General features: G+C 67.8%; 28 protein-coding genes and 1 pseudogene. 8 read left to right on the forward strand and 21 right to left on the reverse strand.

Features of this window, described 5'->3' with window-relative positions; all coding sequences use genetic code 11:
• Positions 1-37 precede the first annotated feature (37 nt).
• The 4 genes from LKD76_RS22760 to LKD76_RS22775 form a co-directional block, all read right to left on the reverse strand.
• Positions 38-238, reverse strand: coding sequence for a ferredoxin (locus tag LKD76_RS22760; RefSeq protein ID WP_227983430.1), 201 nt, complete (start codon positions 236-238; stop codon positions 38-40).
• Entirely contained in the window at positions 238-1,041 is an 804-nt protein-coding gene (locus tag LKD76_RS22765) for an SDR family oxidoreductase (RefSeq protein WP_227983431.1), read from the reverse strand. The genes LKD76_RS22760 and LKD76_RS22765 overlap by 1 nt, the downstream gene beginning before the upstream one ends.
• Positions 1,041-2,246 (reverse strand): cytochrome P450, encoded by a 1,206-nt coding sequence (locus LKD76_RS22770; protein ID WP_227983432.1) that lies wholly within the window; start codon positions 2,244-2,246, stop codon positions 1,041-1,043. Before LKD76_RS22770 ends, LKD76_RS22765 begins: the two co-directional genes overlap by 1 nt.
• A gap of 129 nt (positions 2,247-2,375) precedes the next feature.
• Positions 2,376-3,257 carry an SDR family NAD(P)-dependent oxidoreductase gene (locus LKD76_RS22775; RefSeq protein ID WP_227983433.1) on the reverse strand — a complete coding sequence of 294 codons (882 nt, stop codon included), beginning with the start codon at positions 3,255-3,257 and terminating at the stop codon, positions 2,376-2,378.
• Between the two features lie 111 nt (positions 3,258-3,368).
• Between LKD76_RS22775 and LKD76_RS22780 the strand changes: the two genes are divergently transcribed.
• Entirely contained in the window at positions 3,369-4,841 is a 1,473-nt protein-coding gene (locus LKD76_RS22780) for an aldehyde dehydrogenase (protein WP_227983434.1), read from the forward strand.
• Between the two features lie 45 nt (positions 4,842-4,886).
• On the forward strand, positions 4,887-5,636 hold the full coding sequence (locus LKD76_RS22785; RefSeq protein ID WP_227983435.1) for an SDR family oxidoreductase: 750 nt from the start codon (positions 4,887-4,889) through the stop codon (positions 5,634-5,636).
• A 12-nt stretch (positions 5,637-5,648) separates the two neighbouring features.
• Here LKD76_RS22785 and LKD76_RS22790 read toward each other — a convergent pair.
• Positions 5,649-6,103: pseudogene (locus LKD76_RS22790) on the reverse strand (cytochrome P450); the annotation flags it as partial.
• A 183-nt stretch (positions 6,104-6,286) separates the two neighbouring features.
• Between LKD76_RS22790 and LKD76_RS22795 the strand changes: the two are divergent.
• Positions 6,287-7,312 carry a DUF4189 domain-containing protein gene (locus LKD76_RS22795; RefSeq protein WP_227983436.1) on the forward strand — a complete coding sequence of 342 codons (1,026 nt, stop codon included), beginning with the start codon at positions 6,287-6,289 and terminating at the stop codon, positions 7,310-7,312.
• A gap of 112 nt (positions 7,313-7,424) precedes the next feature.
• Entirely contained in the window at positions 7,425-8,420 is a 996-nt protein-coding gene (locus LKD76_RS22800; RefSeq protein ID WP_227983437.1) for a transglycosylase SLT domain-containing protein, read from the forward strand.
• 21 nt (positions 8,421-8,441) lie between these two features.
• Here LKD76_RS22800 and LKD76_RS22805 read toward each other — a convergent pair whose 3' ends face one another.
• The 4 genes from LKD76_RS22805 to LKD76_RS22820 form a co-directional block, all read right to left on the reverse strand.
• On the reverse strand, positions 8,442-9,482 hold the full coding sequence (locus LKD76_RS22805) for an NAD(P)-dependent alcohol dehydrogenase (protein ID WP_227983438.1): 1,041 nt from the start codon (positions 9,480-9,482) through the stop codon (positions 8,442-8,444).
• Positions 9,483-9,607: 125 nt separating this feature from the next.
• The gene (locus LKD76_RS22810) at positions 9,608-10,876 is read right to left on the reverse strand and encodes a cation:proton antiporter (protein WP_227983439.1); all 1,269 of its coding nucleotides are present in this window, start codon (positions 10,874-10,876) and stop codon (positions 9,608-9,610) included.
• Positions 10,877-10,929: 53 nt separating this feature from the next.
• A complete protein-coding gene (locus tag LKD76_RS22815) occupies positions 10,930-11,349 on the reverse strand; it encodes a pyridoxamine 5'-phosphate oxidase family protein (protein ID WP_227983440.1) in 420 nt (139 codons plus the stop codon).
• A 72-nt stretch (positions 11,350-11,421) separates the two neighbouring features.
• Positions 11,422-12,651, reverse strand: coding sequence for a cytochrome P450 (locus LKD76_RS22820; RefSeq protein WP_227983441.1), 1,230 nt, complete (start codon positions 12,649-12,651; stop codon positions 11,422-11,424).
• 208 nt (positions 12,652-12,859) lie between these two features.
• Here LKD76_RS22820 and LKD76_RS22825 point away from each other — a divergent pair, with 208 nt between their 5' ends.
• Complete coding sequence (locus LKD76_RS22825) at positions 12,860-13,477, forward strand: TetR/AcrR family transcriptional regulator (protein ID WP_227983442.1); 618 nt, start codon at positions 12,860-12,862, stop codon at positions 13,475-13,477.
• A 1-nt stretch (position 13,478) separates the two neighbouring features.
• Positions 13,479-14,351, forward strand: coding sequence for a PfkB family carbohydrate kinase (locus LKD76_RS22830; protein ID WP_227983443.1), 873 nt, complete (start codon positions 13,479-13,481; stop codon positions 14,349-14,351).
• Here LKD76_RS22830 and LKD76_RS22835 read toward each other — a convergent pair.
• Positions 14,332-14,994 (reverse strand): nucleoside/nucleotide kinase family protein, encoded by a 663-nt coding sequence (locus LKD76_RS22835; protein ID WP_227983444.1) that lies wholly within the window; start codon positions 14,992-14,994, stop codon positions 14,332-14,334. The two genes, LKD76_RS22830 and LKD76_RS22835, sit on opposite strands and share 20 nt — an antisense overlap.
• 171 nt (positions 14,995-15,165) lie before the next feature.
• Between LKD76_RS22835 and LKD76_RS22840 the strand changes: the two genes are divergently transcribed.
• Positions 15,166-16,386 carry a 3-oxoacyl-ACP synthase III family protein gene (locus tag LKD76_RS22840; RefSeq protein WP_227983445.1) on the forward strand — a complete coding sequence of 407 codons (1,221 nt, stop codon included), beginning with the start codon at positions 15,166-15,168 and terminating at the stop codon, positions 16,384-16,386.
• A 21-nt stretch (positions 16,387-16,407) separates the two neighbouring features.
• On the opposite strand, the gene LKD76_RS22845 is transcribed toward LKD76_RS22840, so the two are convergent.
• The 8 genes from LKD76_RS22845 to LKD76_RS22880 form a co-directional block, all read right to left on the reverse strand.
• On the reverse strand, positions 16,408-16,800 hold the full coding sequence (locus tag LKD76_RS22845) for a DUF779 domain-containing protein (protein WP_227983446.1): 393 nt from the start codon (positions 16,798-16,800) through the stop codon (positions 16,408-16,410).
• Complete coding sequence (adh, locus tag LKD76_RS22850; protein WP_227983447.1) at positions 16,800-18,317, reverse strand: aldehyde dehydrogenase; 1,518 nt, start codon at positions 18,315-18,317, stop codon at positions 16,800-16,802. Before adh ends, LKD76_RS22845 begins: the two co-directional genes overlap by 1 nt.
• Positions 18,318-18,435: 118 nt before the next feature.
• Positions 18,436-19,689 carry a helix-turn-helix domain-containing protein gene (locus LKD76_RS22855; protein WP_227983448.1) on the reverse strand — a complete coding sequence of 418 codons (1,254 nt, stop codon included), beginning with the start codon at positions 19,687-19,689 and terminating at the stop codon, positions 18,436-18,438.
• 157 nt (positions 19,690-19,846) lie between these two features.
• A complete protein-coding gene (locus tag LKD76_RS22860) occupies positions 19,847-20,350 on the reverse strand; it encodes a nitroreductase family deazaflavin-dependent oxidoreductase (protein ID WP_227983449.1) in 504 nt (167 codons plus the stop codon).
• A gap of 9 nt (positions 20,351-20,359) precedes the next feature.
• Entirely contained in the window at positions 20,360-20,875 is a 516-nt protein-coding gene (gene msrA / locus LKD76_RS22865; protein ID WP_227983450.1) for a peptide-methionine (S)-S-oxide reductase MsrA, read from the reverse strand.
• A gap of 115 nt (positions 20,876-20,990) precedes the next feature.
• Positions 20,991-21,500 (reverse strand): ATP-binding protein, encoded by a 510-nt coding sequence (locus LKD76_RS22870; RefSeq protein ID WP_227983451.1) that lies wholly within the window; start codon positions 21,498-21,500, stop codon positions 20,991-20,993.
• An 86-nt stretch (positions 21,501-21,586) separates the two neighbouring features.
• A complete protein-coding gene (locus tag LKD76_RS22875) occupies positions 21,587-22,417 on the reverse strand; it encodes an RNA polymerase sigma factor SigF (protein WP_227983452.1) in 831 nt (276 codons plus the stop codon).
• Positions 22,407-22,841, reverse strand: coding sequence for an ATP-binding protein (locus LKD76_RS22880; protein ID WP_227983453.1), 435 nt, complete (start codon positions 22,839-22,841; stop codon positions 22,407-22,409). Before LKD76_RS22880 ends, LKD76_RS22875 begins: the two co-directional genes overlap by 11 nt.
• A gap of 227 nt (positions 22,842-23,068) precedes the next feature.
• Here LKD76_RS22880 and LKD76_RS22885 point away from each other — a divergent pair, with 227 nt between their 5' ends.
• Positions 23,069-23,431 (forward strand): STAS domain-containing protein, encoded by a 363-nt coding sequence (locus LKD76_RS22885; protein WP_227983454.1) that lies wholly within the window; start codon positions 23,069-23,071, stop codon positions 23,429-23,431.
• A 21-nt stretch (positions 23,432-23,452) separates the two neighbouring features.
• Here the strand turns inward: LKD76_RS22885 and LKD76_RS22890 are convergent, their stop codons facing one another.
• Genes LKD76_RS22890 through LKD76_RS22900 form a run of 3 tightly spaced genes read right to left on the reverse strand, consistent with a single transcriptional unit; the run spans position 23,453 to position 26,876 of the window.
• A complete protein-coding gene (locus LKD76_RS22890; RefSeq protein ID WP_227983455.1) occupies positions 23,453-23,899 on the reverse strand; it encodes a response regulator in 447 nt (148 codons plus the stop codon).
• Positions 23,896-25,506, reverse strand: coding sequence for a sensor histidine kinase (locus LKD76_RS22895; protein ID WP_227983456.1), 1,611 nt, complete (start codon positions 25,504-25,506; stop codon positions 23,896-23,898). Before LKD76_RS22895 ends, LKD76_RS22890 begins: the two co-directional genes overlap by 4 nt.
• On the reverse strand, positions 25,503-26,876 hold the full coding sequence (locus LKD76_RS22900) for a PP2C family protein-serine/threonine phosphatase (RefSeq protein WP_227983457.1): 1,374 nt from the start codon (positions 26,874-26,876) through the stop codon (positions 25,503-25,505). The genes LKD76_RS22895 and LKD76_RS22900 overlap by 4 nt, the downstream gene beginning before the upstream one ends.
• Between the last annotated feature and the right edge of the window lie 5 nt (positions 26,877-26,881).

A 26,881-nucleotide genomic window follows, 5' to 3' on the forward strand; every position in this document is an offset into this window, starting at 1 on the left:
GGTCTCCGGTCCGTGGCAGCGGCCCGCACGACCGCGGTCACGACCCGTCCTCCACGAGCGACAGGGCCATGGTCGGGCAGTACCGAACCGCGTTCTCGACATCGGCGCGGTCGGCCTCGTCCACCTCGGGACGCAGGATCTCGACCTTGCCGTGTTTGGGCACCGCGAAGTAATCCGGCGCCTCGCCCAGGCACATCGCGTGGCCCTGACACAGGTCCAGATCCACCTCGACGCGCATCAGCTCGTGCCCTCCGGCGCGCGATCCTGTTCCCGTAGCGGCGCTTCCGGCTGCACCTCGGCCAGCACCAGATGGGCGCCGCGCGGGGTGTTCACGACCGCGGACACCGCGGCCGCGATATCGGAGGCCCGAAGGAAGTAGGGGTGCCGGGCGAAGCCCCATTTCACCCAGTCGTCGAGCAGCGGGCCGACCTGTTCCGGTGCGGCGTCCATACCCATACCGGTCTGGGTCGCCCCCGGCCGCACGATCGAGGCCCGGACTCCGGTGCCCTCCAGCTCCATTCGCATCTGCCGGGCCATCGCCTCGAGGCCCGTCTTGGCCGCGTTGTAGGCGCCGTTGCGGGGCCGCACCTGATCGGCGCAGTCGGAGCCGATGACCACGAAATCACCGCGACGGCGCTCGATCATCCCCGGAATCACCCGGTGCGCCAGCCGGTGCGCCCCGACCAGATGCACATTCACCTGCTGCAGGAACACCTCCGGCGACATCTCGTGGGCCACGCCGAATTCGATATTGCCCGCGCCCGACACCACCACTTCGATGGGCCCCAGCGCGTTCTCGGCCGCGGTGACGAACTCGTCGACCGAGGCGTCGTCGGTGACGTCGAGCGCGCCGGCGAAGGCCTTACCGCCGTTGGCGGTGATCTTGCCGGCCAATTCTCGGCAGGTCTGCACCCGGCGCGCGCCCAGCGCGACCGGGAATCCGGCCTCGGCCAGCAGGATCGCGGTGGCGGTGCCGATGCCCGATGAGGCGCCCGCGATCAGGACCGGCCGCACCTCCGGATGCGGATCGAAACGTGGCATTACGAAACCTCCACGGTGACAGGGAGTTTGGCGAACCCTCGGACATTGGTCGAATGCACCCGCTCGATACCGGGCTCGTCGATCGTGTATTCCCGGACCCGAGAGGCGAACGCACGCAACGCGACCACGGTTTCCAGCCGGGCCAGGTGCGCGCCCAGGCAGAAGTGCACGCCGCCGCCGAAGCTGGCCAGCGCGCTCTTGTCGGTGCGCTCGATGTCGTAGCGATCGCCGTCGGTGAAGACCGCGTCGTCGCGATTGGCCGATCCGATCAGCAGCACCACCTTCGAACCGGCGGGAATCACCCCGTGCTCGAACGGCACGTCCACCAGCGCCGACCGGGCGACCATCTGGCTCGAGTTGTCGTAGCGCAGCGTCTCCTCGACCCAGTCCGGGACCAGGTCCGCGTCGGCGACCACCTTCGCGAACTGCTCGGGATTGCGCCCGGCCCAGTACAGCGCGTTACCCAGGAGCTTGGTGGTGGTCTCGTTCCCGGCCACGACCATGAGGAACATGAAGCCGATGATCTCGTCGTCGGTGAGCTTGTCACCATCGATCTCCGCGTCGAGCAGCGCCGAGGTGAGATCCTCGGTGCGGCTGCGCCGACGCTGGGTGACCATGTCGGAGTAGTACACGACCAGATTCAGCGAGGCCTCGATCGCCGCCTCGGGCACGTCGAGCACGCCCTCCTCGCGATGCACCACCAGATCGGCCATGCGACGGATCTCGGCACGATCGGCCTCGGGCACGCCCATCATGTCGGAGATGACGTCCATGGGCAGCTTGCCCGCGAAGTCCTCGATCCAGTCGAAGGTGCCGCTCTCGAGCGCCGGTTCCAGGTGTTGCAGCGTCAGTTCCCGGATCCGGTCGCCCATGGCAGCGATCCGGCGCGGGGTGAACCCCTTGTTGACCAGCTGACGCATCCGCAGGTGACGAGGATCGTCCATCGCCAGGAAGGACATGGTCTTGTGCGCGTGCGGCCCCCAGGCCGCCGGGTCCAGGGATACGCCGTTGGCGCTCGACAACCGGGTGGCGTCACGGAAGGCGGCGGTCACATCGGCGTGCCGCGACAATGCCCAGAAGTCCAGATCCGGATTGTGATAGAGCGGCGCTTCCGCACGCAGCCTCCGGTACACCGGGTAGGGGTCTTCGTGGAACCCGTAGTCGTAGGGATCGAATACGACCGGATGCAGCGATGCCGCGGTCATCACACCCACCTCTCCGAATAGAACGCGTTCACATCGAACCTCATCTGCACACCGCCAACCGAGACACAGGACTGGACATGTGTCTGGACGCTACCACCGGAGCGGAGAACCGACAATGGGCGCAGGCGGTCACTGCCGGTCTCGCATGAGCGCGTCGACCTCCCCGACCGACCACGGCGGGGTCCGCGCGTGATCACGGAAGCCGATGGCCTCCATCGCGGGCCGCGCGAACCGGCCGACGAATCCGCCCGCGGCGATGAAGATCTCGCCGGTCACCGCCTCCGACCGATCGTCGGCCAGATACAGATACACCGAGGCCGCGTAGTCCGGCGGCGGCGCGTCCAGCGACGATTGCGCGGTGAACTCGTCCAGCAGACCGCGTTCGCGCAGTTCGGCGATCTTCGCCTCGTAATCGGGTCCGGTGGACAGCCGGGTGCGCGCACCCGGGCAGACCGCGTTCACCCGGACGCCGTACTCCTTCAGCTCGGCCGCCATCGACAGGGTCAGGCTGGCCACAGCCCCCTTTCCGGCCGGATAGCCGGTGCCGCCGTAGTCGCCGAGATAGGCGAACGAACCGGTGTTCACGATCGAGCCGGCGCCGCGTGTCACCATCAGCGGCGCCACCGCCCGGCAGCTGTTGAACACCGTGGTCAGATGCGAATCCAGCAGTGTGCGCCAATCCTCGGTGGTGATGTCGAGAATCGAGGAGTGCCGCGGTTCCGCGATTCCGGCGCAATTGACCAGGACGTCGACCGCGCCGAAGTCCGCCACACACCGATCCACCAGCCGCGCGGCGACCGATTCCTCGGCCGCCGAGCCCGCGACACCGACCGCACGACCGCCGCCGGCGCCGATCCGGCCCACGACCGCGTCCACCGCGGCCTCGGTGCGGGAATTGACCACCACCCCGGCGCCCCGGCGCGCCAATTCGACGGCGACGACGCGGCCGATACCGCTGCCGCCACCCACCACGATCGCCGCCTTACCGGCCAGCGCCGCATCTCCGGTCATCGCCGGCACCACCTCTCCCGATCGGACTTGCCTGGAACACGTTCTTGTATTCACAGCCCAGTCCAAACTATATTCCGTACAGGTGTCCAGACAGCCCTATCGGAGAGGTCGATGACAAAACTGCTACCCCAGGACGAGGGCTCCCGGCTTCTGATCGACGGCAAACTGGTCGCCGGCGGCGCGGGTGTGTTCGCGACGATCAACCCGGCGACCGAGGAAGTCATCGGTCAGGCCGCCAACGCCGACGCCGCCGATATGGACGCGGCCATCGCCGCGGCGCGCGCGGCTTTCGACAACACCGACTGGTCGCGCGATCACGCGTTCCGCGCGCGCTGCCTGCGGCAACTGCGCGACGCGCTACGCGACAACATCGAGGAACTGCGCGAGATCACCATCGCCGAGGTGGGCGCACCGCGCATGCTCACCAGCGGCCCCCAGCTGGAGGGTCCGATCGGCGATCTCGGATACTTCGCCGCCCTGGCCGAAAGCTACGAGTGGACAAGCGATCTCGGAGTGGCGAAGCCGATGGGGATCCCCACCGCCCGCACGCTGCGCCGGGAGGCGATCGGTGTGGTCGGCGCGATCACACCGTGGAACTTCCCGCATCAGATCAACTTCGCCAAGATCGGGCCGGCACTGGCAGCCGGGTGCACCGTGGTGCTCAAACCGGCCCCCGACACCCCGTGGGTCGCGGCGCTGGTCGGCACCGTCATCGCCGAGCGGACCGACATTCCGGCGGGCGTGATCAATATCGTCACCTGCGACGACCATCAGCTGGGCGCCCAGCTGGTCACCGATCCACGGGTGGACATGATCTCGTTCACCGGATCGACGCAGACCGGCCGGTCGATCATGGCCGATGCCGCCCAGAGCCTGAAGAAGGTCTTCCTCGAGCTCGGCGGCAAGTCGGCGTTCATCGTGCTCGACGACACCGATGTGGCGGCGGCGGCGAGCTATGCCGGCTTCACCGTCTGCGTCCACGCCGGACAGGGCTGCGCGCTGACCACCCGCCTGCTGGTCCCGCGCGAGCACTACGACGCGGCGGTGCAGGCGGCGGCGAAGTCGATGAGCGGTATCGCTCCCGGCGATCCGAACGAGCCGGGAACCGTGTGCGGGCCGGTGATCTCGGCACGCCAACGCGACCGGGTGCAGCGCTACATCGATATCGCGAAATCCGAGGGCGGCACCATCGTCACCGGCGGCGGGCGGCCCGATCGCGATCAGGGGTTCTTCATCGAACCCACACTGATCAGCGGGCTGTCCAACACCTCGACCGCCGCGCAGGAGGAGATCTTCGGCCCGGTACTGGTGGTGATCGCGCACGACGGCGACGACGACGCCATCCGGCTGGCCAACGAATCACCCTACGGCCTGTCGGGGGAGGTCTGGGGCACCGACCCGGCGCGAATCGACCACGTGGTCAACGGAGTTCGGACCGGAACCCTCGGCGTCAACGGCGGCATCTGGTACAGCGCCGACGCCCCGTTCGGCGGCTACAAGCAGTCCGGCATCGGCCGGGAACTCGGTGTGGCGGGATTCGAGGAGTACCTCGAAACCAAGCTGATCGCCACCGCCCAGAAGTAGACATACGCGAACCCTCGCGAAACCGACCGTAGGAGAGAACAACTCATGGCTCGTTTCACCGATCGCGTCGCGATCGTCACCGGCGCGGCACAGGGCATCGGCGCCGAGTACGCGAAGGCCCTCGCGGCCGAGGCCGCCACCGTCGTGGTCGCGGACCTCAACGAGGACAAGGGCAAGCAGGTCGCCGAGGAGATCACCAGCAGCGGCGGCAACGCGGTATTCCATCCCGTCGACGTCTCCGACCCCGAGTCGGCGACCGTCCTCGCCGACTTCACCAACAACGAGTTCGGCGCGATCCACCACCTGGTCAACAACGCGGCCATCTACGGCGGGATGAAGCTGGACCTGCTGCTCACCGTGCCGTGGGACTACTACAAGAAGTTCATGAGCGTGAACCTCGACGGTGCGCTGAACATGACTCGCGCGGTCTGGCAGCACATGTCGAAGAGCGGCGGCGGTTCCATCGTGAACCAGTCCTCCACCGCGGCATGGGTGTACTCGAACTTCTACGGTCTGGCGAAGGCGGGCGTGAACAGCCTCACCCAGCAGCTGGCGGTGGAGCTGGGCGGGTCCCGGATCCGCATCAACGCCATCGCGCCGGGCCCGATCAACACCGAGGCCACCCAGACCGTCACGCCGGGAACCATTGTCGACGATATGGTCAGCAGGCTGCCGCTCAAGCGCATCGGTACGCCGCAGGACCTCGTGGGGGCATGCCTGTATCTGCTGTCCGACGACGCGGCGTGGGTGACCGGGCACATCCTCAACGTGGACGGCGGGCAGATCATCCGCTAGCAGCGGCACGGCTCAGATCTCGGCCCGATCGCGGCGGACGGTGACCGGCTCGGCCAAGCGCTGCTCGTCACAGATCCGCTGCAGGTTCGGCAGGTCTCATCGAGCCCCGGCCCCAGCCGCGGGCCGGGAGTGAACGTGGCGGGCAGATGTCGCATGCCCTGGATGATGCCGATGGTGTCGTAATGCACGACGCCATCGGGATCACACCCTAAGTCGGGCATCCGGTCGAGCACCGCGATCAGCATGCGCTTGAAGACCGTGCGGGCGACATCGGATCCGATGCAGCGGTGAATACCGAGGCCGAAACTGAAGTGCCGGTTACCCTTCCGGTCCAGGTCGACGGTATTCGGCTCGGGGAACAGCGCCGGATCGCGATGGGCCATGGCCCACGACAACCACCGTCGCTCCCCCTCCTCGAACCGGGTTCCGGCGTATTCGCAATCGGCGGCGATGGTCCGGCCGTCGCCGATAATGGAGAATGGAGTTTCGGACATACTCGGACTTCCGGACCGGATCGACGCCCGGATGGTGTCGTGGTGATGCGCTACAGTTGCTCGCCGATACGGTTCACAGCACGGACGGGGGCAGGCTCGATGTCCATATCGGCCACGGCACAGCGCATTTCCACCACGGGTCGGCTGGGGTAGACGATGGCCGGCGACGATCGATCCGACTCCCCGCAGCAGTCCCCCTCCGGCGATCCGGGCCCCGAGCAGGCGCCACCCACCCGCGCCTATCCCGGCGGCCTGCCGTCACCCGACGCCTCCGCGACTCCCCCGACGCAGGCCTACCAGCCGGGTCAGCCGGTACCGCCCACCCAGGCGTATCAGCCGGTGCCACCGAACCAGCCCTACCCCGCCGGGCAGGCTCCGCCGACCCAGGCCTATCCGGCCGGGCAGCCCTATCCGCAACCCGGACAGCAGTTCGGCGGCTCCGACGACCCCACCGTGCGTCCGGCACCGGGCTATCCGGGCGCTGAACCGTATCCGGCCGATCCGAACCAGGCCGCGCCGACCGAGATCTACGGCGCCGGCCAGGGCTATCCACCGGCCGGTGGCTATCCGGGCGCACCGCAGTATCCGCCGCCGTATCAGCAGGATCAGCACTATCCGGGCGGGCAGCCGTATCCCGGGTATCCGCCCCCGCCACCGTCGAATTCGAGCGGCAAGGTGGTCGCCATCATCGCGGCGATCCTGGTGCCCGTACTCCTCGTGGGCGCGATCATCGCGGTCGTGGTGTATCGAAACCACGATCGGAACGACCCGCAGACCAGCGCCGACGGCACCACCTCCGAGTCGACCACCACCTCGGCCTATCCCGAGACCACCACCAGGGAGACCACGCCCAACGTTCCGCCGCCGCCTCCGCCCGCACCGGCCGACGTCTGGGTCGCGGCGGGCTACGACGTCGACACCGGCAAGGTGACGTGGGCACGCAGCACCGTCAGCTCCGACGATGCCACCGCCCAGGTCCAAAACCGTTGTCCCGGTTGCGCACAGCCGGCGGCATGGGCTCGTAACGCCTGTGTGGCGGTCGTCGTCGGCCAGGGCAACGGCTGGGCCTCCACCTGGGGCAATACCGCCGAAGAGGCCGAATCCAAGGCAATCACGAGCGCGCAGAACAACTACGGGGTCTCCGGGCCGTTCAATACCTGGTCCAAGTGCGCGTCGGAGTAGCGACCACCGGCATCCGCTTCCCAATCACGGGAGCAACCGGACGACGCGTGGGCTCTATGCTTCCGGCAGGTGCCGCCGGTCGACACCGAAATGGTGTGGCGGAAGGTGGGTCATGGCCGAGTCGGTGAGTTTGCCTCGGGTTGCCGAGGCGCCACTGTTGAATTCGGCCGTCGCCCGCCTGGAGACCGTGCTCCAGGGCCTGCTGAACGGCCTCGGTGACGGTAGCGCACAGAAGATGGTGATGGCGGCCCTCGCCGACAGCAAGAAGCCGACCGAGGAAATCACCGGCGCCATGGTCACGGACTACGAGGACCGGCAGAGGAAGATCAAGCAATACAACGAGGAATGGAACTCGCTGGACACCTACATGTCCGATATCGCGGAGAATTCCGCTGGGGTCTCCAAGGAGACCCGGGCCGCGATCACGCAGCTCGTCACCGATATCAAGGCAATTCTGAGCGATATCGCCCCGCATCCGAGTGTGGCGCTGCAGTTGAGCCTCATCGACAAGATCGACAAGGCAGTGGAACAGGCCGATATCGTCGTCTCCCAGGCGCACAAGCTCCACGACGAGAATTCGTCGAAGATTCCCTCGCTGTCCACGGGTGGCGGTTCGGGTGATTACGGTCCCGTGCCGTCCACCTACGTGCCCCCGAACAGCAGTGGAAGCTACGACCGCCAATACACCCAGCCGGTGAGCTCGACCGGCGGCGGCCCCGGTCAGCACCTCAACGATCAGCAACTCGAGTACTACATCGGAAAGGCGCTGGACCGACTCGGCATCACGGACCCGGCCGCCCGCGCGAGGTGGACCGAGGGATACCTGACGCTCATCAAGCGCGAATCGAGCGGGAACACCGGCTCGATCAACCTCGAGGATTCCAACGCCGACGCCGGGCATCCGTCGCAAGGTCTGACCCAGACCATCCCCAGCACGTTCGAGGCATACCACGTCGCCGGGACATCCTCGAATATCACCGATCCGGAGGCGAATATCGCCGCGAGTATGAACTATGTGATGGACCGCTACCACGTGTCGCGGGACGGCTCCAATCTGACCGCGAACGTTCAGCAGGCCGATGCCGGCCGCCCCGCGAAGGGCTACTGAGCACCGCGATACGCCGACGACTCAGGGCACGATCACCGCGCGCCCGCGCAACGTTCCCGCCGCGAGCCGGCGATACGCCTCCGGTCCGTCGTCGAGGGTGAAGCGTTCGACGGCGATATCGAGCACGCCGTCGTGCGCGAGATCGATGAGTTCGATGAGCTCGCTACGCGAACCCCAGTACGGCGAGTTCACCGATGCCTCGTAGGGGCTGATGCCGAATCCGACTCGCGCCGCGGCCTTTCCGTCACCGAGGCCGACGATCGTCACATCCGAATCGACGCCCGCTACCGCCATGGCCGTGTCGACGGTCGGCTGATAGCCGACGAAGTCCAGCACGAGGCTCGCTCCCGCGGCCCCGGTGATCTTACGGACGTTGTCGGCGGCCTCGGCATCGGACAGCACGGCCTCGTGCGCACCGACCGATTTCGCGAACGCCAGTTTGTCCTCGCTGACATCGAGGGCGATGACACGCGCCGAGGACAGGTGCCGTAGCAACTGGATGGCCACGTGGCCGAGTCCGCCGCTGCCGATCACCACGGCCCAGGAACCGGGGCGCAGTTTGCCCAGCGACCTTTTGATCGCGTGATAGGGGGTGAGCCCCGCATCGGTGAGCGGCACCGTAGCCACCGGATCGAGATCGCCGATCGGCACGAGGTGGCGCGGCGAGTCGACGATGAGGTATTCGGCGATGGCTCCGGGCGCGCCCAGTCCGGGCGGGAAGATGCCCAATTCCGCGGCGCGTGAACAGTAGTTCTCCAGGCCCTGGGCGCAGAACCAGCAGGTGCCGCAGCCCCAGGGGCCGTAGACGACGACGTTGGTTCCCAGGTCCAGCCCCCGCACCCCGTCGCCGACCGCGGCGACCGTGCCCGCGCCCTCATGCCCCAGGGTCAGCGGCAGATCGAAACCGAACGCCTCGATCGGCATCGACATCACGAAATCATCGGAATGGCAGACTCCGGCCGCGGTCACCTTCAGCAGAACCTCGCCGGGACCCGGTTCGGGCGTAGGGATTTCGCGTACCTCCGGTTCGGACCCCACGGTGACGTACTGCAGTGCCTTCATAGCGCCATTCCTTTCGGTCGAGCGGCTTCGGTGGCGCGCGATCGCACCGGCGTCGGTGTTCAGGCTAGTTCGCGCCCACCACGCCCGGAGCCCTTTCGCGGGATGGAAAACGACGCCCGGCGCACTTATGGCGAATGTGGCCCGTCGCCGGGATCTGCGGGCTGCGCCGCATTGCCGGATCGCTGGCCGGAAGCACCGGTGCCACCGATCACGCGGGCGATCAGAGGGAACAGCAATACTGTGGTCGCCCCGGCTGCTACCAGGGTCGATGCCAGTTTCTGCCCCATCAGTCCGGCACCGGTCGCCACCTGGGTGACAGCCACGATGATCGGGAGCCCGGTGGCCGCGTACAACGCCAGTCGCGCCCGTTCCCGTCCCGAGGCCAGATTCGCTCCGTGCGCCACGAACCGTTCGCTCAGCCACACCGGCATACCTCGGGCAACCCCGATCGACGCCACGAAGGCCAGCCACAGCACCGGTTCGCCGATCACGGCGCCGATATCGATCCCCATACCGGAGTCGACGAAGAAGATCGGGATGAGCACGCCGTATCCGACAGTCTCGAGGGACGGACCGACTTCGGGATGTCCCGCGGCGATGAGCCGGCGCAGGATCACACCGGCCGCGAAGGCGCCCAGCACGACATCCAGATCGAAGACCTCGGCGACGGCCATCAGAATCATCAGCAGCAGGAATACCGCACGCACCGGCAATTGCGCGGTACCACCGCTCAATTCGGTCAGCACCCGGCCGAATCCCGGCACCCGGTCGAGCATGCGCCGCGGCAGCAGTCCCACCAGCCCGGCCGCCATCAGAAACAGCACCAGGATCACGGCCGCCGCACCCACGCTGCGACTGGTCAGCAGCAGCGACATCGCGACCACGGGCGCCAGCTCCCCCACCGCGCCGTGGGCGAGCACGGCCCGCCCGAGCGGGCGGTCCAGCTCCCCGGCCTGCTTGACGATCGGCAGCAACGTGCCCAGCGCGGTCGAGGTCATCGCGATGGCCACCGCGATATGGGCGGTGAAATCGGCCTCCGGCGCCGACAGCGCCACCAGCGCCAGCGCGAACAACAGGCAGCACACCCAGGTCGACCAGGCCAGCCGCCCGGATCGCCCGCGCAGCAGTGCCGGATCCAGTTCGTAGCCGGCCAGCAGGAACAGCATGCCCAGGCCCAGTTCGGCGAGCAGATCCACACCACCCGCCGAATCGGCCCAGTGCAGTCCGAACGGCCCGATGGCCATACCGCACAGCAGCAGTACCACCACATCGGGGACATATCCGCGCAGCAACCGCGCGATCAACGGCGCCGCCATCGCGGCCAGCGCGATCCAGAACAACGAAACGATCGCCGATGGACCGGATTCCGATGACGCCTCGGCAAGCAGCACCATCGGCTCATCGTCACACAGCGAGTCCGGCGATTGCGGCGCAAACGCCGGTGCGGCTACTCCTTCGAGTAGTCGGTGCTCAGCCACCGTTCGGGACGCATGCGGATCACGATCGAATTCGGGCCCAGATTCTGCTCGACGAATTCGGCACCGGCGTCGGGGCCCAGATAGCGGGTCGCGATCGACCGCACGATCTCCGGGGTCGCCGGTGCGACATCGGTGACCGGCCCCTCCGCGGTGACGTAGCGGTACGGGGGCTGTTCCACCTGGGCGGTGATGGAGAAGCGCCCGGCAGCCCGGATGAGCTTGTCCTTCACGGTGCCGGCGTCGGTCCACAGCAGGACCTCCCCGCCGGGTTCGTAGCCGTACCAGATCGGTACCGCCAGCGGTGCCCGGCCCGCACGCTCGACCGCGATAACTCCCACATGCAACTCGGCCAGGAACGTCTCACGCTCGGAACTGGTCATGGTCGGCATCGGATGATCCTTTCGGTGTCGGGTGCTCGTTCGCGACAACCCGCGCGGGGCCCAGCCTATTTCCGGGTGGGATCAACGCAGTCGCAGGGGCAGGGTGCGGTGGCGGCGCACGAATACACTCGGCACCCACCGCGGCTCGGCGTCCAGGCCGATGTCGGTGCTGCGTTCGAGCAGTGCCGTGATCGCCGTGCGGGCTTCGAGTCTGGCCAGTGCCGATCCGACACAGAAATGGACGCCGCGCCCGAATGCGAGGTGGGACTTGCCGTTCGGGCGATGCAGGTCGACGGTGTCCGGCTCGGAGAAGATCGACGGATCACGGTTGGCCGCGCCCCAGAGCAGCAGCAGATGACTGCCCGCCGGCAGCTCGACCGCGCCCAGCCGGGTATCGGCGACGACATGGCGGTAGTGCCCGCGAAACGGCGACTCGATGCGCAATACCTCGTCCAGGAAGGCGGGAATCAACTGCGGCCTTTCCCGCAGCAGATCCTGAATATCCCTGTGGGTGGCCAGAATTCGGCCCGCGGCGGCGATCAGTCCCGCGGTGGATTCACCACCCGCTCCGACCAGTTGCGCCAGCATCAGCACCGCCACCTCGTCGCTCAGCTGACCGCGGCGGCAGGCCCGGGCGAGGGCGTCGAGCAGATCCCGGGGCGGGCCGTCCGGCGCCGCGATCCGCACCGCCCGCTGGAACCGCTCGTACAGATATCCGGTCAGCGCCGCGGCCGAATTCACCAACTGCGGCAGACGATCCGCCGCCACCACACCACCGAGCATCTCGGTGCTGTCGTAGGCCCAGCCGAGCAGTCGCGGCACATCCTCGCCCGGCAGTCCGATCAGGGTGGCGATCAATGCCAGCGGCAGGCGATCGGCCATATCGGCGGCCCAGTCGATGCGGCCGTCGCGGGCGTGAGCCGACCACAATCGGTCCACCAGATCGCCGACCGTGGGACCGAGCGCGCGAAGACGACCGGCGAGCACGCTCGACACGAGTTTGCGGTGCCCGCGGTGGACGGGATCGTCCGCGGTGGCCAGGACATGCGTCACCCGGCCGCCGCCGTCCATCTCGAATCCGGTGGGTGCCGCGCCCGGATGTTGCAACAGCACCGCGGTCAGATGTGAGGAGAAGTCGCCGGTACGGCCGGCCGCCTCGGCGACCAGCTCCCACGACGACACCAGATGGAAGTCGGTGCCCGGCACCCGGTATACCGGGGCGTCGCGCCGCAGGCGGTCGTAGAGCGGGTACGGATCGTCGAGGTGCGCGGAGGCGAACAGCTGCGATGCGCCCGGCAGTGTCGTGGTCATCGAAGGACTCCCATCGTGGAACGAGGTGCGGCCCACCGTGCGCGCCCTGGATACAACTGTCAATCACGGTCGCAGAGTGAGAATCGCGGTCGACCCGATGACGGCTGCCGGTATGTGGTGATGGCTGCCCGTCAGCACAGTCGATGCAGCCCACAGCCTCTGTACAACCTGATCGAGTGGTGAGACGATAGGTCAAAATTGTCGCATTGTGAGACGTCTCGGACGACATCGTGAAGGGAGGCCGTCTGCCCTGCGCACCACCGATGTGGACTGGCTGGCGGGCGGAGTGCGGCGAACGGTCGCCCGCTCCCGGATCGAAACCGCCGCCACCGAACTGTTTCGCGAACGCGGGATCGACCGGGTGAGCATCGACGATGTCGCCGCACGGGCCGGTTGCTCCCGGGCCACGGTGTACCGCCACGTCGGTGGCAAACCCGAGCTGGTCCGCATCGTCATGAGTTCCGCGGCGCGCGATGTCGCCGACCGAGTAGCCGCGACGGTGGCTCCCCTGCGCGGATCACGGCGGGTCGTCGAGGCCGTGCTCACCTCGGTGGCCGCGGTCCGCTCCGAACCGGCCCTGTCCGCCTTCCTCGCCGGTGCCGGCGCCACCGGCGATCATGTGGTGGCCACTCCCGAACTCCGGGGGATCGCCACCGCGCTCACCGGGATCACCGGCGACGACGATGCCGCCCAATGGATCGTGCGGGTGGTGCTGTCTCTGCTCGCCTGGCCGCTACCGGACGCCGCCGCCGAACGCCGGATGGTGGAGCGATTCGTCGGTCCCGCGGTCGCCCGGCCGGCGGGGGCACCGCCACGGAAGGTGTGACATGAGCACGCCGACACCGCTGTTCACCGGACTCACCACCGTCGACCTCGCCTATTCCGTCGACGCCTATCCGGCAGAGGACACCAAAACCCGTGCACGGGAACAGTTTCTGGGCGCGGGCGGACCGGCCGCCAACGCCGCGGTGACCTGCGCGGTGCTGATCGGGCAGGCGCGGCTGCTCACCGCCGTCGGGCGGCATCCGCTGACCGAGCTCGTCCGCGAGGACCTGCTGGGGCACGGCGTCGAACTGATCGACGCGACGCCGCACCGGACGGATCCACCACCGGTGTCCTCGATCGTCGTCGCGATCGGCAGCGGTACCAGAACCATCGTCTCCCTGGATGGTTCGGGTATGGACGTCGATTTCGCGGCCGAGTTCGCCGAGCCGGTCCGGAACTCGTCGCTGGTGCTGATCGACGGACACCATCACGAGTTGGCGCTCGGTGCCGCGCGGGTGGCATCCGACAGCGACATCCCGGTGGTCCTCGACGCCGGCCGCTGGCGGCCCGAACATGCGGCGCTGCTGCCATTGGTCGATATCGCCATCTGTTCGGCATCGTTCGCACCGCCCGACGCCGAGGACCTGTTCGGATATCTGCACCGGATCGGACCGCGCCGGGTGGCGCGCACGAACGGACCCGACCCGATCCAATACTCCGACAACGGTATTCGTGGCGAGATCGCGGTACGGGAGATCGGCGGCGGGGATACGCTGGGAGCCGGGGACATCCTGCACGGCGCCTTCTGCGCCTACTACTCACGACGCCGCGATTTCGTCGACGCGCTGACCCGTGCGAGTGCGGTCGCCACTCTCTCGTGCCGCCACTTCGGAACCCGGGGTTGGTGCGACGCGGTCAGCGAGCTGCCCGGATGAGATAGCCGCCGGACGTGGCCGCCAGTACCAGATCGGCGTGTTCACGACCCTCGGCGATGAGCCGGGCGTTCGGCAGATCGCTGTCGAACACCATGGCGCGCGCCCGTTCCGGCGACTTCCCGCCACGCAGATGCCGCCGCAACAGCCGATGCTGGAGCGCCGATTCCCCGGCATCGAGATACCAGACCGCGTCCAGCCTCTCTCGCACTTTCGCCCATCCGGGCCGGTCCAGTAGCAGATAGTTGCCCTCGACGATCGCGATGCGCTCCGCGGCGAAGACAACGCCATCCGGTACCGGATCGTGGCGGACACGATCGTAGACCGGCCAGGGCACCGGGATCTCGGTGTCCCGCAGTGCCGACAGCCGCGCCACGAAGCCGGCCACATCGAAGGTGTCGGGCTGCCCCTTGCGGGTGAGAGCACCGGCCGCCCGCAGCTCCGCCGAGGTCAGATGGAATCCGTCCATTCCCGCGATCTGCGCCGGCAGTCCGGACGCCGTCAGTTCCCGCGCCAACCGCGCGGCCAGCGTGGACTTTCCCGCACCGGGCGGGCCGGTGACACCGAGCAGATACCGGTGGCCGCCGTAGGCCACGTCGGCGTCAGCGGCGATCCGCGCCGCGAGCGACGCCACGGTCGATGCCATCGACGCTCCTCACCGTGTCGGGTCCACTCACGATCCTGGCATCCTCTCCGCATTCCGCTCGGCGCGACCACCCGAGCGAGCGACGATCGGGCTCGCCCGTAACAGATTTCCCACCGTCGGGAATTCCTCCGATCTAGGCAGAGGAAAAAACTCAAGGGTATTGTTCGGCTATTGATCCGGCGCCCGTTCCGTTCCGATGAACGCGGAAACAACTCTTCCGGCACTGACGATAGCCGGCGCCTATCAAGAATATATCGATATGTCGGAACAGTTATCAGGATCGGAACAGAAGTGCAAGTGAAAATTTCCGGTGCGGGCGCATCGGTTCCACCGGTGGTCATGACCAACGTTCGATTATTGAGCATGTTTCCCGGACCGCGCAGGATGCCGTGGACCGCGCCCGAACTCGAAGAAAAGACAGGTATCCGCGAGCGGCGGTTCAGTTTCGATTACGACGATGCGACCGGTCGCCCGGTGTTTCCGGAGGGCTACGGGGAACCACCTGGTCCGGCCGGTTTGCTCGCCGAACAGGCACTGCGAGAAGCGCTTGCGGCCGCCGATATCGACGCGGACGCTCTCGACGCATTGATCGTCGGCGGCAGCACTCCGGATCGACTACATTTCGGAGACGACGCACAGCACCTTCATCACCGGCTCGGTATGCGCCCGGATGCGATCATTCTGCAAACCAACATCGGCTGCGCCGGCGCCATTTTCTGCCTGCAATGGGCCAAGGAGATGATCCTCAGCGGTGCTCGCAAGCGCGTCGCGGTGGTGATGGTTCAAGTCGTATCATCATTGCTCAATCCGGCGACCTACGGCGGAAGTATCGAATACGCCGGCAAGGACACGGAGGCCTTTCTGAGCGCACTGCTGTTCGGCGACGGTGCCGGCGCCATTGTTCTCGAGGCCACCGACGACGACAGCGACTCAGCGATGATCGCCGTATCGACCACCAATGAACATTTCGAGATCGCGGTGCAACCCGGTGGTGGAAATCTTCGTCCGGCCGGACTTCCGACGACCTCCCTCGCGGACCTCGCGGTGCACATCATCGGCAAACGGGTAGCCGACGCGTACGTGCCGGTGATGAAGAAGTCGATCGACGCGGTGCTCACGGACGCGGAACTGGAAGCCGCCGATCTCGCGCGGCTGTATCCACATCAGGCCAACCGACGGCTCATCGAGCCGCTGCGCGAGGCCCTGGGCCTGCCGGAGGAGCGGACCGCGATCAATGTCGATCGCTACGGCAACACCTCCGGCGCCAGCGTGCTGATCCTGCTCGCCGAAGACCTCCGCCACGGTGTCGTCTCGTTGGGTTCCGGTGCGCCGGTCGTCCTCGCGGCGGTCGGGGCGAATCTGCAGTACGGCGCACACCTGATCCGGCTCTGAGAACCAGGGGCGATCGCCCTATCAGTCCCCCTGGTCGGCGCCGGTGAGCGGTCGCTCGTCGGCGAATTCGGCGACCTCGTCGTCGGTGAGCAGGCGGGACCGGATGAGGAATCGCACCCCCTCCGGCGCCTCGAGCGAGAATCCGCTGCCGCGGCCGCGGACCACGTCGACGGTCAGGTGGGTGTGTTTCCAGTACTCGTACTGGTCGGCGCTCATCCAGAACGGGGTATCGGCGCCGACCCGGCCGAGCAGCACATCCGAGGCCCCGACGCGGAATTCCCCGCGCGGGAAGCACATCGGCGCACTGCCGTCACAGCAACCGCCGGACTGATGGAACATGACCGGGCCGTGCCGGCGGACCAGGTCGTCCAGTAACGACTGCGCGGCTTCGGTCAGGTCGACGCGCGCACCCATCAGAAGAAGCCCAGTTTATTCGGCGAGTAGCTGACCAGCAGGTTCTTCGTCTGCTGATAATGATCGAGCATCATGCGATGGTTCTCGCGCCCGATACCGGACTTCTTGTAGCCACCGAAGGCCGCGTGCGCGGGATAGGCGTGATAGCAGTTGGTCCACACCCGGCCCGCCTTGATGCCGCGGCCCAGCCGGTAGGCGGTATTGCCGTCCCGGGTCCACACACCGGCACCGAGTCCGTACAGGGTGTCGTTGGCGAGCGCGAGCGCCTGCTCGGTCGAATCGAACGTGGTCACCGCGACGACCGGTCCGAAGATCTCCTCCTGGAACACCCGCATATCGTTGCGGCCGGCCAGGATGGTGGGCTCGACGTAGAAACCGCCTGGCAGGCCGTCGACCTTGCGGGGACTGCCGCCGGTCAGCACCTGCGCGCCCTCCTGACGCCCGATGTCGAGGTAGGACAGGATCTTCTCGTACTGATCGTTACTGGCCTGGGCGCCGATCATGGTCTCGCTGTCGAGCGGGCTACCGCTCACGATCGCCTTGGTGCGCTCGAGACAACGCGCCATGAACTCGTCGTAGATCGAGGAGTGGATCAGCGCGCGCGACGGGCAGGTGCACACCTCTCCCTGGTTCAGCGCGAACATCACGAAGCCCTCGACGGCCTTGTCCAGGAACTCGTCGTCGGCGGCCATCACATCCGGCAGGAAGATGTTGGGACTCTTACCGCCCAGTTCCAAGGTGACCGGGATGATGTTCTCGCTGGCGTACTGCATGATCAGCCGGCCGGTGGTGGTCTCGCCGGTGAACGCGACCTTGGCCACCCGCGAACTGGACGCCAGCGGCTTACCGGTCTCCACACCGAAACCGTTGACCACGTTGACAACTCCGGGCGGCAGCAGATCGGCGATCAGCTCGACCACCTTCATGATGGAGGCCGGAGTCTGCTCGGCGGGCTTGAGCACCACGGCATTGCCCGCGGCCAGCGCCGGCGCCAGCTTCCAGGTCGCCATCAGGATCGGGAAGTTCCACGGAATGATCTGCCCGACCACACCCAGCGGCTCGTGGAAGTGGTAAGCGATGGTGTCGGAATCGATTTCGCTGACCCCGCCCTCCTGCGCGCGGATCGCGCCGGCGAAATAGCGGAAGTGATCGACGGCCAACGGCAGGTCGGCGGCGAGGGTTTCGCGCACGGGCTTGCCGTTGTCCCAGGTCTCGGCGACCGCGAGCTGATCCAGATTCGCCTCGATCCGATCGGCGATCTTGTTCAGGATGTTGGCGCGTTCGGCGGCCGAGGTGGCGCCCCACGCGTCGGCGGCGCCGTGCGCGGCATCGAGCGCCAGCTCCACGTCGGCCGCCGACGATCGCGCCACCTCACAGAACGTCTCGCCGTCGACCGGGGACGGGTTCTCGAAGTATCGGCCTTCGACCGGGGCCTTCCACTCGCCACCGATGAAGTTGTCGTAGCGGTCGGCGTAATCGACGATGCTGCCCTCGGCGCCGGGCTTGGCGTAGATCATGTCGGGTGCTCCTCGCTGAGTCACGAACGTGTCGGCATCACGACGGAGTCATCGTGATGTAGACCACTATGGGCCGCTCGGGTTGGCACAAGGTTGACCCTCGGCGAGCGTGTCCGGCTCAGTCGCGCAGCGCGGTGTGCAGCCGGGCCGCCGCCACCGCGCGACGGGCGTCGGCCGCGGGCAGCAGGCGCAGCGCGTGTTCGTGAACCGCGATGTCGCCCAACGCCTTCGCACCGTACTCGAGTGCCAGCGCGGCATCGGGGCACGACAGCACCGCGGTGCGCACGCCCACCTCGAGATGCTCCCGCCATTCGACGATGCCCGGCGTCTGCGAGCCCGGTAGCAGCGGTCCCCCGTACAACCGCACCGCGGTGGCCGCGTCACCGGCCGCCAGCGCGGCGAGTAGATCGGTGGCATCGCAGTCCACCGGTGTGGTCAGCCGGTACACCCGGTTGCTGATCTCGCCGCCGGTCGCGCGGCGCAGGTGGGAGACATCGGCCTTGAGTGTGCTGGAACCGCTGACGCGGTCGCCGTAGACGGCCAGGTGCAGGCGCTCTGGGGTGAACCCCTCGGGTTCGAGCGCCAGCAGGGTGAGAATCTCGAGCTGGCGCCGGCGCAGCCGGATCGCCCGCCCGCCCCGGCTGAGGACGGCCGCGCCCAGACATCGCAGCCGCACACCGGATTCCACCCCGGCCGAACCCTGGAGTTTCGCCTCCACCGCGGCCGCCAGCGACAGCACCGTGGACATCGCCAACGGATGCGAGCGATCCCACGTCGTGGACAGATCGAGCACACCGAGCTGGCGGCCGTCGGCGGCGCGGATCGGCGCGCAGTAGCAGACCCAGCTGTGCAGCGCCTCGACCAGGTGTTCGGCGGAGAACACGCTGCTGGGACGGCCGGTGTGCAAGGCCAGCGACAGCGCGTTGGTGCCCATGTGGTCCTCGTCCCAACGCCCGCCCGGAGTGAAGCCGACCCGTTCGGCGCGCCGACGCATCACGTGACCGCCGTCCGACCACAGGATGGTGCCCGCCTCGTCGGTGACGGCGGCGACGAATCCGGCATCGTGGGTGATGCTGTGCAACTGGTCGGACAGTTCGCCGACCGGACCGCGCAGTGGCGACTCCGCCCAGCTCGAGGCGATGTCGTCACCGACGGCCGGGGCACAGTCGGTGGCCGGGTCGACGACGGCGCGCGACCGCAGCCAGGACTGGGCGACCTCGGCACGGGGCTGGGCCGGCGCGGCGCCGGATACGGCCCGGGTGTCCTCGGCGGACGAGGAGGCAGCGGAGTCGGTCTCGGGAACCCAGCGGGCCCACTGCCGCTCCAGAGCGGCTCGCCGCTGTCGCAGAGCGCTGTCGTGTCCTGCTCGCATCCGCATCTCACCCGTCACCAGTCGCCGGTTCGCCGCCACCGGCGATTCGGCGCTGGCTCGGGTGTGCCGCGAGAGTCGGACCGCACGATAGTCGGCTCAGCGTCATTGTCCAGCAGAACGGCCGGTCGCGGGGGCGAAACCGGCGGCTGCGCACCGCTCAGATCGCGGTCAATTCGAAGAGCCGGAATTGGCGCGGCCCGGCCAGCCGCTGCTCCATGGTGTACCCGGGCCAGTAGTCGACCGCGCGCGCCCAGGCGGCCTCGCGCTCGGCCCCGGTCAGCCGGCACACCCGGACCTTGACCCGCTGACCACCGCTGTGGACCTCCGCGTCGGAGGCCGCGGCGAGATTGGCCGACCACGACGGATGTTCGGGCCGGCCCCAATTGGAGCCGACCAGCAGATAGCGCTGCGGACCGTCGGGCACGTACAGCAGCGACACCGTCCGCGGCACCCCCGACCGGCGCCCCAGCACCGTCAGTTCCATCGACGGCAGACCGGCCAGATCCAGGACGCCGTGGCGGCCGCGGGTCAGCAGTCGCACCAGCCGCTCCAGCAGGACCACCAGCGGACCGGCGCGCATCACCCACGGCCGGCGCGCGATCGACCGGCCCAGTGCCGGAAGCGGATTGGCGAATGCCGGGAACCGTCTGCGCTGTGCCATGGCGCCCGATCAGTGCGAGCCGGCGGTGCGCTTGGGCAGCTTCCATCCGGGCCTGGGGAAATGACAAGTGTAGCCGTCCGGGAAGCGCTGCAGGTAATCCTGGTGCTCGGGCTCGGCATCCCAGAAGTCGGTGGCCGGGGTCACCTCGGTGACGACCTTGCCGGGCCACAGTCCGGAGGCGTCCACATCGGCGATGGTGTCCAGCGCGATCGCCTTCTGCTCATCATCGAGGTAGAAGATGGCAGATCGATAACTCGACCCGACATCGTTGCCCTGACGATCCTTCGTCGAGGGATCGTGGATCTGGAAGAAGAATTCCAGCAGCGCCCGGTAGTCGGTGGCCGCCGGGTCGTAGACGATCTCCACGGCCTCCGCATGGCCGGGATGATTGCGATAGGTGGGGTGATCGTTGCTGCCGCCGGTGTATCCGACGCGAGTGGAAATCACACCCGGCTGGCGGCGAATCAGCTCCTGCACGCCCCAGAAACATCCGCCTGCCAGAATCGCCTTGCGTGTGTCGGTCACGCTTCCTCCTTCAGCGTCGAGTCCCCACCCGGATCTTGCACCGATACAACCCGAACGGGGGTGGGAAAAGTCCCGTCCGGCCGTACGCGACGCCGCGGCCGCTGTGAATCACGACTCACCACCGATCCGCGCCGCGGTCACCGTCGCCGCACGCGGCCGAATCCTGATGCGCGGACCGTATTTCGGCGCGCAGATCGACCCGCGTGCCCTCCGGGCCGCTGCTGATGTCGACATCGGTGACCAGGGCACGCATCATCATCAGCCCGCGACCACGCAGCGGATTCGCCGGTTCACCGGCGGGTTCCCAGCTGCCCCGGTCGACGATCGACAGGTACAGGTCGGATCCACTGATCGCCCCGCGCAGGCGGACGATGCCCGGACCGTGGCGATACCCGTGCTCCACCGCGTTGGTGCAGGCCTCGTCCACCGCCAGCAACACGTCGTAGATCTGATCCGAGCCGATCCCGCCGCGTTCCAGCCACTCCCGCAGCCGATGGCGCACCTCGGTGAGGCGCGTGGCCTCGGACAGGAACTCCGACTGGAAAGGCTCGATCCCGTCCGGGGCGACGTCGCGTATCCCGGCCCCCCGGACGTGGTCGTCCAGCGGATTCCGAAACACGCTCATAGTTCTCACTCCGATCACAGCCGATGACCCGTTCGCCACCGCGATACCCGCTTTCGCGCACACCATGCGGCGGCGAGCGTCACCGATCAATCACGGAGCGCCTTTTCCCGGAGCTGTTTGAGCGTCCGGGACAGGATGCGTGATACCTGCATCTGCGAGCAATTGAGATTGCGCGCGATCTGCTCCTGGGTCATCCCGGCGAAGAACCGCATCGTCAGCACGTATCGCTCCCGCTCGGGCAGGGCATCGATCAGCGGCTTGACGGTGAGGGTGTTGTCGATCGACCCGTAGGTCGGGTCCTCGTCGCCGAGCGTGTCCAGGATCGATCGCGAACTGCTGTCGTCGTCGGTGGGCTGCACATCCAGCGACTGGGTCTGATACGCGTTGCGCGCGATCAGCGCCTGGGTCACCTCGCCCAGATCGGCGCCCATGGCCTCGGCGATCTCTCGCGCGCGCGGCATACGGCCCAACCGCTGCGAGAGGTCCTCCACCGTCGGTCCCAGCGAGGTCTGGATCTCCTTGATCCGCCGGGGAACCCGCAGCGCCCAGGTGTGGTCGCGGAAGTGGCGGCGCACCTCACCCATCACGGTCGGCACCGCGAAGGCCAGGAACGGCGCGCCCTGCGAGGGATCGAAGCGGTCAACGGCAGCGACCAGTCCGACCCGCGCGATCTGCAGCAGATCCTCGAAGTTCTCACCCCGGCCGCTGAATTTGCGGGCGATGTGTTCGGCCAGCGGCAGGCAGCGATTGATCACCTGCTCGCGGAGCTGCGCCCGGCGCGGATCGTCCGCGGGCAGGGCATCGAGCTCGGTGAACAGGGGCGCGACATCGTCGTATCCGTCGGCATGGGCCCGGGTGGAGCCGGTGTGCGCCGACTGCTTTTCCGGCGCGGAGCCCGCGCTGTCGTCAGGCGACATCGGTTCCGCCACGAGCCCAGCGGAATTCGACGACGGTCGGGTAGCCGCCCGCGGATTCGTCGTAATCGGCGCTCGAGGTGCGCACCCACTGCGTCAGCGTCGAGACGATATGCCAGCCGAAACCGCTGGTATCCGGGCAGTCGGCGCTCGTCGTGACCGCGGCCACCCGCACGTCCATGGCCGCATCACTCGCGGTGAACGAGCAATCGATCACCGAGGTGGTGGCGGCGCCCACGATCAGGGCGCTGACCACCTCGTCGACGGCCAGCCGGATATCGGTCGCCTCGTCGATGCCGAAATCGGCCACCAGCGCCACGGTCTCGGTCAGGGCGCGGACCATGATCAATTGTTCCGCGGTGGCCGGCACCTGGAATCCGACCGCAGTGGTCCCCGCGTCGGGAGACACCTTCTCCACCATGCCCATTTCTTGCTCCCAATTATCGTGCCGCGAAACGGTTTCCCAGCGTACGCGAGCGGTCGCGCGGTATCGGCGGATCCCTTCGAAGGCGCCCGTTCCGATCCCGGCGAAGCGGGTATGTTGTTCACCGGCGACCAATCGCCGCGCCGCTCCAAGCGGCATAGATCGCGATATGTCGGAGGTATCGAAGTGACCACATGCGGTACGCACCACCTCGCGCCGGAGGTTGCCCGATGACCGGCGAACGCGTCTCACCGGTGCTGCGCACCGAACAGCGCACAGAGGGTTCCGTCGCCATTGTGACGGTGCACGGTGAAGTGGACATGAATTCCGCACCGCAACTGCAATCGGCTCTCGACGAGGCGCTGCGGGGCGAGCCCGCCGCCGTCGTGCTGGATATGACCGGTGTCGGATTTCTCGGTTCGGCGGGCCTGAGCGTGCTGCTCGCCGTCTCCCAGGCCGGAACCACCGCGCTGCGTGTGGTGACCTCGCCCGCGGTGCGCCGTCCGATCGAGGTGACGGCGCTGGACAAGCTGCTCGAACTGTTCCCGACCGTCGAGGCCGCGCTGGCGCCGGACGGCTCACCGGCGAACTGAACCGGACCGTATCCGGCGACCTCACAGCTGCCTGGGCAAACGGACGACCTGGACGAAGAATTCGTCGATGTGCTTGATCGCGGCGATGAATTGGTCCAGGTCGACCGGTTTGGTCACATATGCGTTGGCGTGCAGCCGATAACTGCGCAGAATGTCTTCCTCCGCGGCCGACGTGGTCAGCACGACCACCGGAATATGGCTCAGATCCGGATCGGATTTGATCTTTTCCAGAATCTGCCGGCCGTCGTATTTCGGGAGATTCAGATCCAGCAGAATCAGATCCGGCCGCGGCGCCTCGGTGAATTCACCCTCCCGGTACAGGAAATCGAGCGCTTCCTGTCCGTCGTGAGCGACGTGCAGCGTGTTGCCGATCTTGTTGTCCTCGAATGCCTCCCGCGTCATCAGCTCGTCGCCGGGATCGTCCTCCACGAGCAGGATGTCGATGGGCTGGCCCAGTGGTTCGGTCATGCGTCGACTCCTTCGACTACGGGTTCGATGAGGGCGGGCGCGATGCGCACCGCGAGGGTGAAGCGGAAACGGGTACCGCCGGTGTAGGTGGTGTCGATCCACAGCGTGCCGCCGTGGTACTCGACGATCTTCTTGCACAGCGCCAGGCCGATGCCGGTGCCGCTGTACTCCTCCCGGCTGTGCAGGCGCTGGAAGATCACGAACACCTTCTCGGCGAACTGGGGCGCGATACCGATCCCGTTGTCCGACACCGAGAACTGCCATTCGGCGGGGTCGTCGGCCGGCTCGCACTCGATCCGCACCCGGGGGGCGGTGTCGGGCGCCCTGAATTTGACCGCGTTACCGATCAGGTTCTGCCACAGCATCGTCAGCAGGGTGTGATCACCGGTGATCTCGGGCAGCTGCTCCGGTCTTTCGATCACCGTGCCGGAGTCCTCGATCACATCGGACAGGTTGTCCAGCGCCGAATCCAGTGTCGCATCGAGATCGACCGGTTCGGTGCCGTCGATCACCCGGCCCACGCGCGAGAAGGTCAGCAGATCGTTGATCAACCGCTGCATCCGCTTGGCGCCGTCCACGGCATAGTCGATGTACTGTTTGCCCCGGTCGTCGAGCTGTTCGTGGTACCGCTTCTCGAGCAGCTGACAGAATGCCGCCACCTTGCGCAGCGGCTCCTGCAGATCGTGCGAGGCGACGTAGGCGAACTGCTCCAGTTCGGCGTTGGATCGGCGCAGTTGCACCGTCTGCCGGTCCAGATCCTCGGCCTGGCGAGCGAGCTGATCCTGCTGGTCGCGCGAGGCCGACAGTTCGGTGACGATCCGCACCCGCATCTGCTCCACCGCCTCGGCGACGGTCGCCAGATCCGCGGGCCCACGCGCGGTGATGTGGTGATCGAACTCGCCGCCCGCCACCCGCAGCGACGACGCGGTCAGCACATCGAGCGGGCGCGCCACCAGCCGTCGGATCAGTACGACCAGCGCGAGACCGGTGAGCAGCACCACGACCACCACCGCGATCAGCACCCGATCGCGCAAGGTGCGCGCATTGGCCAGTTCGTGCCGGTCGGCGATGATCGCGGCGTTGGTGTCGGCGTTCTGCGTGGCGAAGGCCACCCGCAACCCGTCGAAGAGTGTCTTGCCACGGCTGACCAATGCCGTCGTCTCGGCGGCGCGGGCGTTGCCGCCCGCGGCGATCAGCGGATCAGCGTATTCGGTGCGCCAGCGCCGTGCCGCCGACTCGACGCGGTCGAGGTCGGCGAGCAGCCTCGGCCGCTCACCCGCCAGCTCACGCAGACGAGCCACCGCGGCGACCTCGTCGCGCAAACCCTGGTTGTAGGGCTCGAGAAACTGCGGGTCGCCGGCGATCGCGAACCCACGCAGGCCGGTTTCCTGGTTGACCAGCGCCGACTGCAGGCGATAGGACTCCGTGGCGGTGGGCTGGGTGCGGTCGAGCAGCCGATCGGTCACCGCATTGGTCCGGGCGATCACCTGCCCGGCCACGACGGCTCCGATGACGATCATCACGATCATCAGCCCCAGCACGATCTGAAACCACGTCTGCACGGTGAAGCGTCCGACGATTCCACCGTGGCGCCGCTTCGCCGTCACCGGTCGCCTTCCTGTCCGCGTTCGCGCCAGCGCAGATACACGACGGCTACATCGTCGTCGAGTCCGCCCGCCGGCGCGGCGGCGTCTTCGACCCGGCCCAGCAGTTCGTCCAGGTAGCGCGCGGGCTGATCGACCGACACCGCGGAGGCCATCGAGAGCAGGCCGTCCTCCCCGAGGCGTCCGCCGTCGGTGCTGATCCGCGCCTCGAACAGGCCGTCGGTGAACAGCACCAGGCCGGCGCCCGCGGGCACGTCGACGTGGCGCACCGGCCAGTCCGCACGGCCCGGCACGAAGCCGAGCGCCGGGCCGCCGGGGACCTCGAGCCATTCGGTGCCGGCGGGCCGGTGTACCAGCATGCCCGGATGTCCGGCGCGGATGACCTGCACCTGCTCACGCCCGGACGGCGCGTACAGCGTGGTGAGGGTGGCGAAGGTCTGCGGGCCGGTCCGCTCGGCGACGAGCACCTGCTCGAGCAGTTCCAATTGCCTCGGCCCGGTCACGCCGCTGAATACCAGGGTGCGCCAGGCCAGCCGCAGTCCGACGCCGATCGCCGCCTCGTCCGGTCCGTGACCGGCCACATCGCCGATCAGCGCGTGCACGGTGCCGTCGGCTTCCTGGACCACGTCGTAGAAGTCGCCGCCCAGCAGCGAATAGGCCCGGCCGGGCCGGTATCGCGACACCACATCGATCACCGGCTCGCCGCGCAGCAGCGGTTTGGGCAGCAGGCCGCGTTCCAGCCGGGCGTTCTCCTGTGCCCGCATGGTGGTCGCGCGCAGCGCGGTGGCAGTACGTTCGGCCTGCTTGCGCTGAATCGCGTAGCGCACGGCACGGCCGAACCACTCGGGTTCGACCCGACCCTTGACCAGGTAGTCCTCGGCACCGGCCGCCATGGCGGCCAGCCCCGTCTGCTCCTCGTCGAGTCCGGTCATGACCACGACCGCGACCTGGTCGGTGTATTCGCGCAGCTGGGCGAGCGCGTCCAGTCCCTGGGAATCGGGCAGGTTCAGATCCAGCAGGACACAATCGGGCAGTCCCGCGGCCAGCCACGCACCCGCCTCGGACAGTGACCGGACGTGTTCGAGCCGAGCGCCGGGCGCACCGTCGGCCACGAGCTCTTCGACCAGCAGGGCATCGCCGGGGTCGTCCTCCACGAGCAGGATCGTGTGCCCGGTCGGCACCCCCGGCCCGAGCGACGGCACAGTCGCCGACGCCGAGAGCTCGGAGGGGCGGTTCGCCCTGCGGGCCGATCCCGGCCGCGCCCCCTCGGACGCGCGCAGCACAGCGCGGCCGGAGATATCGCGGACCTGCGGGTTCTGTTCCCGCAGCACGACTCGGTCCATCAGCGAAGCCGGCGCATCGGTGCCGGACATCGACC

The organism is Nocardia spumae (assembly GCF_020733635.1).
Lineage (GTDB): Bacteria > Actinomycetota > Actinomycetes > Mycobacteriales > Mycobacteriaceae > Nocardia > Nocardia spumae.

What these genes read in the sequence shown, in the direction of transcription:
- LKD76_RS22760 (WP_227983430.1), bottom strand. Translation starts at nt 238, where the DNA reads ATGCGCGTCGAGGTGGATCTGGACCTGTGTCAGGGCCACGCGATGTGC.
- LKD76_RS22765 (WP_227983431.1), bottom strand. Translation starts at nt 1,041, where the DNA reads ATGCCACGTTTCGATCCGCATCCGGAGGTGCGGCCGGTCCTGATCGCG.
- LKD76_RS22770 (WP_227983432.1), bottom strand. Translation starts at nt 2,246, where the DNA reads ATGACCGCGGCATCGCTGCATCCGGTCGTATTCGATCCCTACGACTAC.
- LKD76_RS22775 (WP_227983433.1), bottom strand. Translation starts at nt 3,257, where the DNA reads ATGACCGGAGATGCGGCGCTGGCCGGTAAGGCGGCGATCGTGGTGGGT.
- LKD76_RS22780 (WP_227983434.1), top strand. Translation starts at nt 3,369, where the DNA reads ATGACAAAACTGCTACCCCAGGACGAGGGCTCCCGGCTTCTGATCGAC.
- LKD76_RS22785 (WP_227983435.1), top strand. Translation starts at nt 4,887, where the DNA reads ATGGCTCGTTTCACCGATCGCGTCGCGATCGTCACCGGCGCGGCACAG.
- LKD76_RS22795 (WP_227983436.1), top strand. Translation starts at nt 6,287, where the DNA reads ATGGCCGGCGACGATCGATCCGACTCCCCGCAGCAGTCCCCCTCCGGC.
- LKD76_RS22800 (WP_227983437.1), top strand. Translation starts at nt 7,425, where the DNA reads ATGGCCGAGTCGGTGAGTTTGCCTCGGGTTGCCGAGGCGCCACTGTTG.
- LKD76_RS22805 (WP_227983438.1), bottom strand. Translation starts at nt 9,482, where the DNA reads ATGAAGGCACTGCAGTACGTCACCGTGGGGTCCGAACCGGAGGTACGC.
- LKD76_RS22810 (WP_227983439.1), bottom strand. Translation starts at nt 10,876, where the DNA reads ATGGTGCTGCTTGCCGAGGCGTCATCGGAATCCGGTCCATCGGCGATC.
- LKD76_RS22815 (WP_227983440.1), bottom strand. Translation starts at nt 11,349, where the DNA reads ATGCCGACCATGACCAGTTCCGAGCGTGAGACGTTCCTGGCCGAGTTG.
- LKD76_RS22820 (WP_227983441.1), bottom strand. Translation starts at nt 12,651, where the DNA reads ATGACCACGACACTGCCGGGCGCATCGCAGCTGTTCGCCTCCGCGCAC.
- LKD76_RS22830 (WP_227983443.1), top strand. Translation starts at nt 13,479, where the DNA reads ATGAGCACGCCGACACCGCTGTTCACCGGACTCACCACCGTCGACCTC.
- LKD76_RS22835 (WP_227983444.1), bottom strand. Translation starts at nt 14,994, where the DNA reads ATGGCATCGACCGTGGCGTCGCTCGCGGCGCGGATCGCCGCTGACGCC.
- LKD76_RS22845 (WP_227983446.1), bottom strand. Translation starts at nt 16,800, where the DNA reads ATGGGTGCGCGCGTCGACCTGACCGAAGCCGCGCAGTCGTTACTGGAC.
- adh (WP_227983447.1), bottom strand. Translation starts at nt 18,317, where the DNA reads ATGATCTACGCCAAGCCCGGCGCCGAGGGCAGCATCGTCGATTACGCC.
- LKD76_RS22855 (WP_227983448.1), bottom strand. Translation starts at nt 19,689, where the DNA reads ATGCGAGCAGGACACGACAGCGCTCTGCGACAGCGGCGAGCCGCTCTG.
- LKD76_RS22860 (WP_227983449.1), bottom strand. Translation starts at nt 20,350, where the DNA reads ATGGCACAGCGCAGACGGTTCCCGGCATTCGCCAATCCGCTTCCGGCA.
- LKD76_RS22870 (WP_227983451.1), bottom strand. Translation starts at nt 21,500, where the DNA reads ATGAGCGTGTTTCGGAATCCGCTGGACGACCACGTCCGGGGGGCCGGG.
- LKD76_RS22875 (WP_227983452.1), bottom strand. Translation starts at nt 22,417, where the DNA reads ATGTCGCCTGACGACAGCGCGGGCTCCGCGCCGGAAAAGCAGTCGGCG.
- LKD76_RS22880 (WP_227983453.1), bottom strand. Translation starts at nt 22,841, where the DNA reads ATGGGCATGGTGGAGAAGGTGTCTCCCGACGCGGGGACCACTGCGGTC.
- LKD76_RS22885 (WP_227983454.1), top strand. Translation starts at nt 23,069, where the DNA reads ATGACCGGCGAACGCGTCTCACCGGTGCTGCGCACCGAACAGCGCACA.
- LKD76_RS22890 (WP_227983455.1), bottom strand. Translation starts at nt 23,899, where the DNA reads ATGACCGAACCACTGGGCCAGCCCATCGACATCCTGCTCGTGGAGGAC.
- LKD76_RS22900 (WP_227983457.1), bottom strand. Translation starts at nt 26,876, where the DNA reads ATGTCCGGCACCGATGCGCCGGCTTCGCTGATGGACCGAGTCGTGCTG.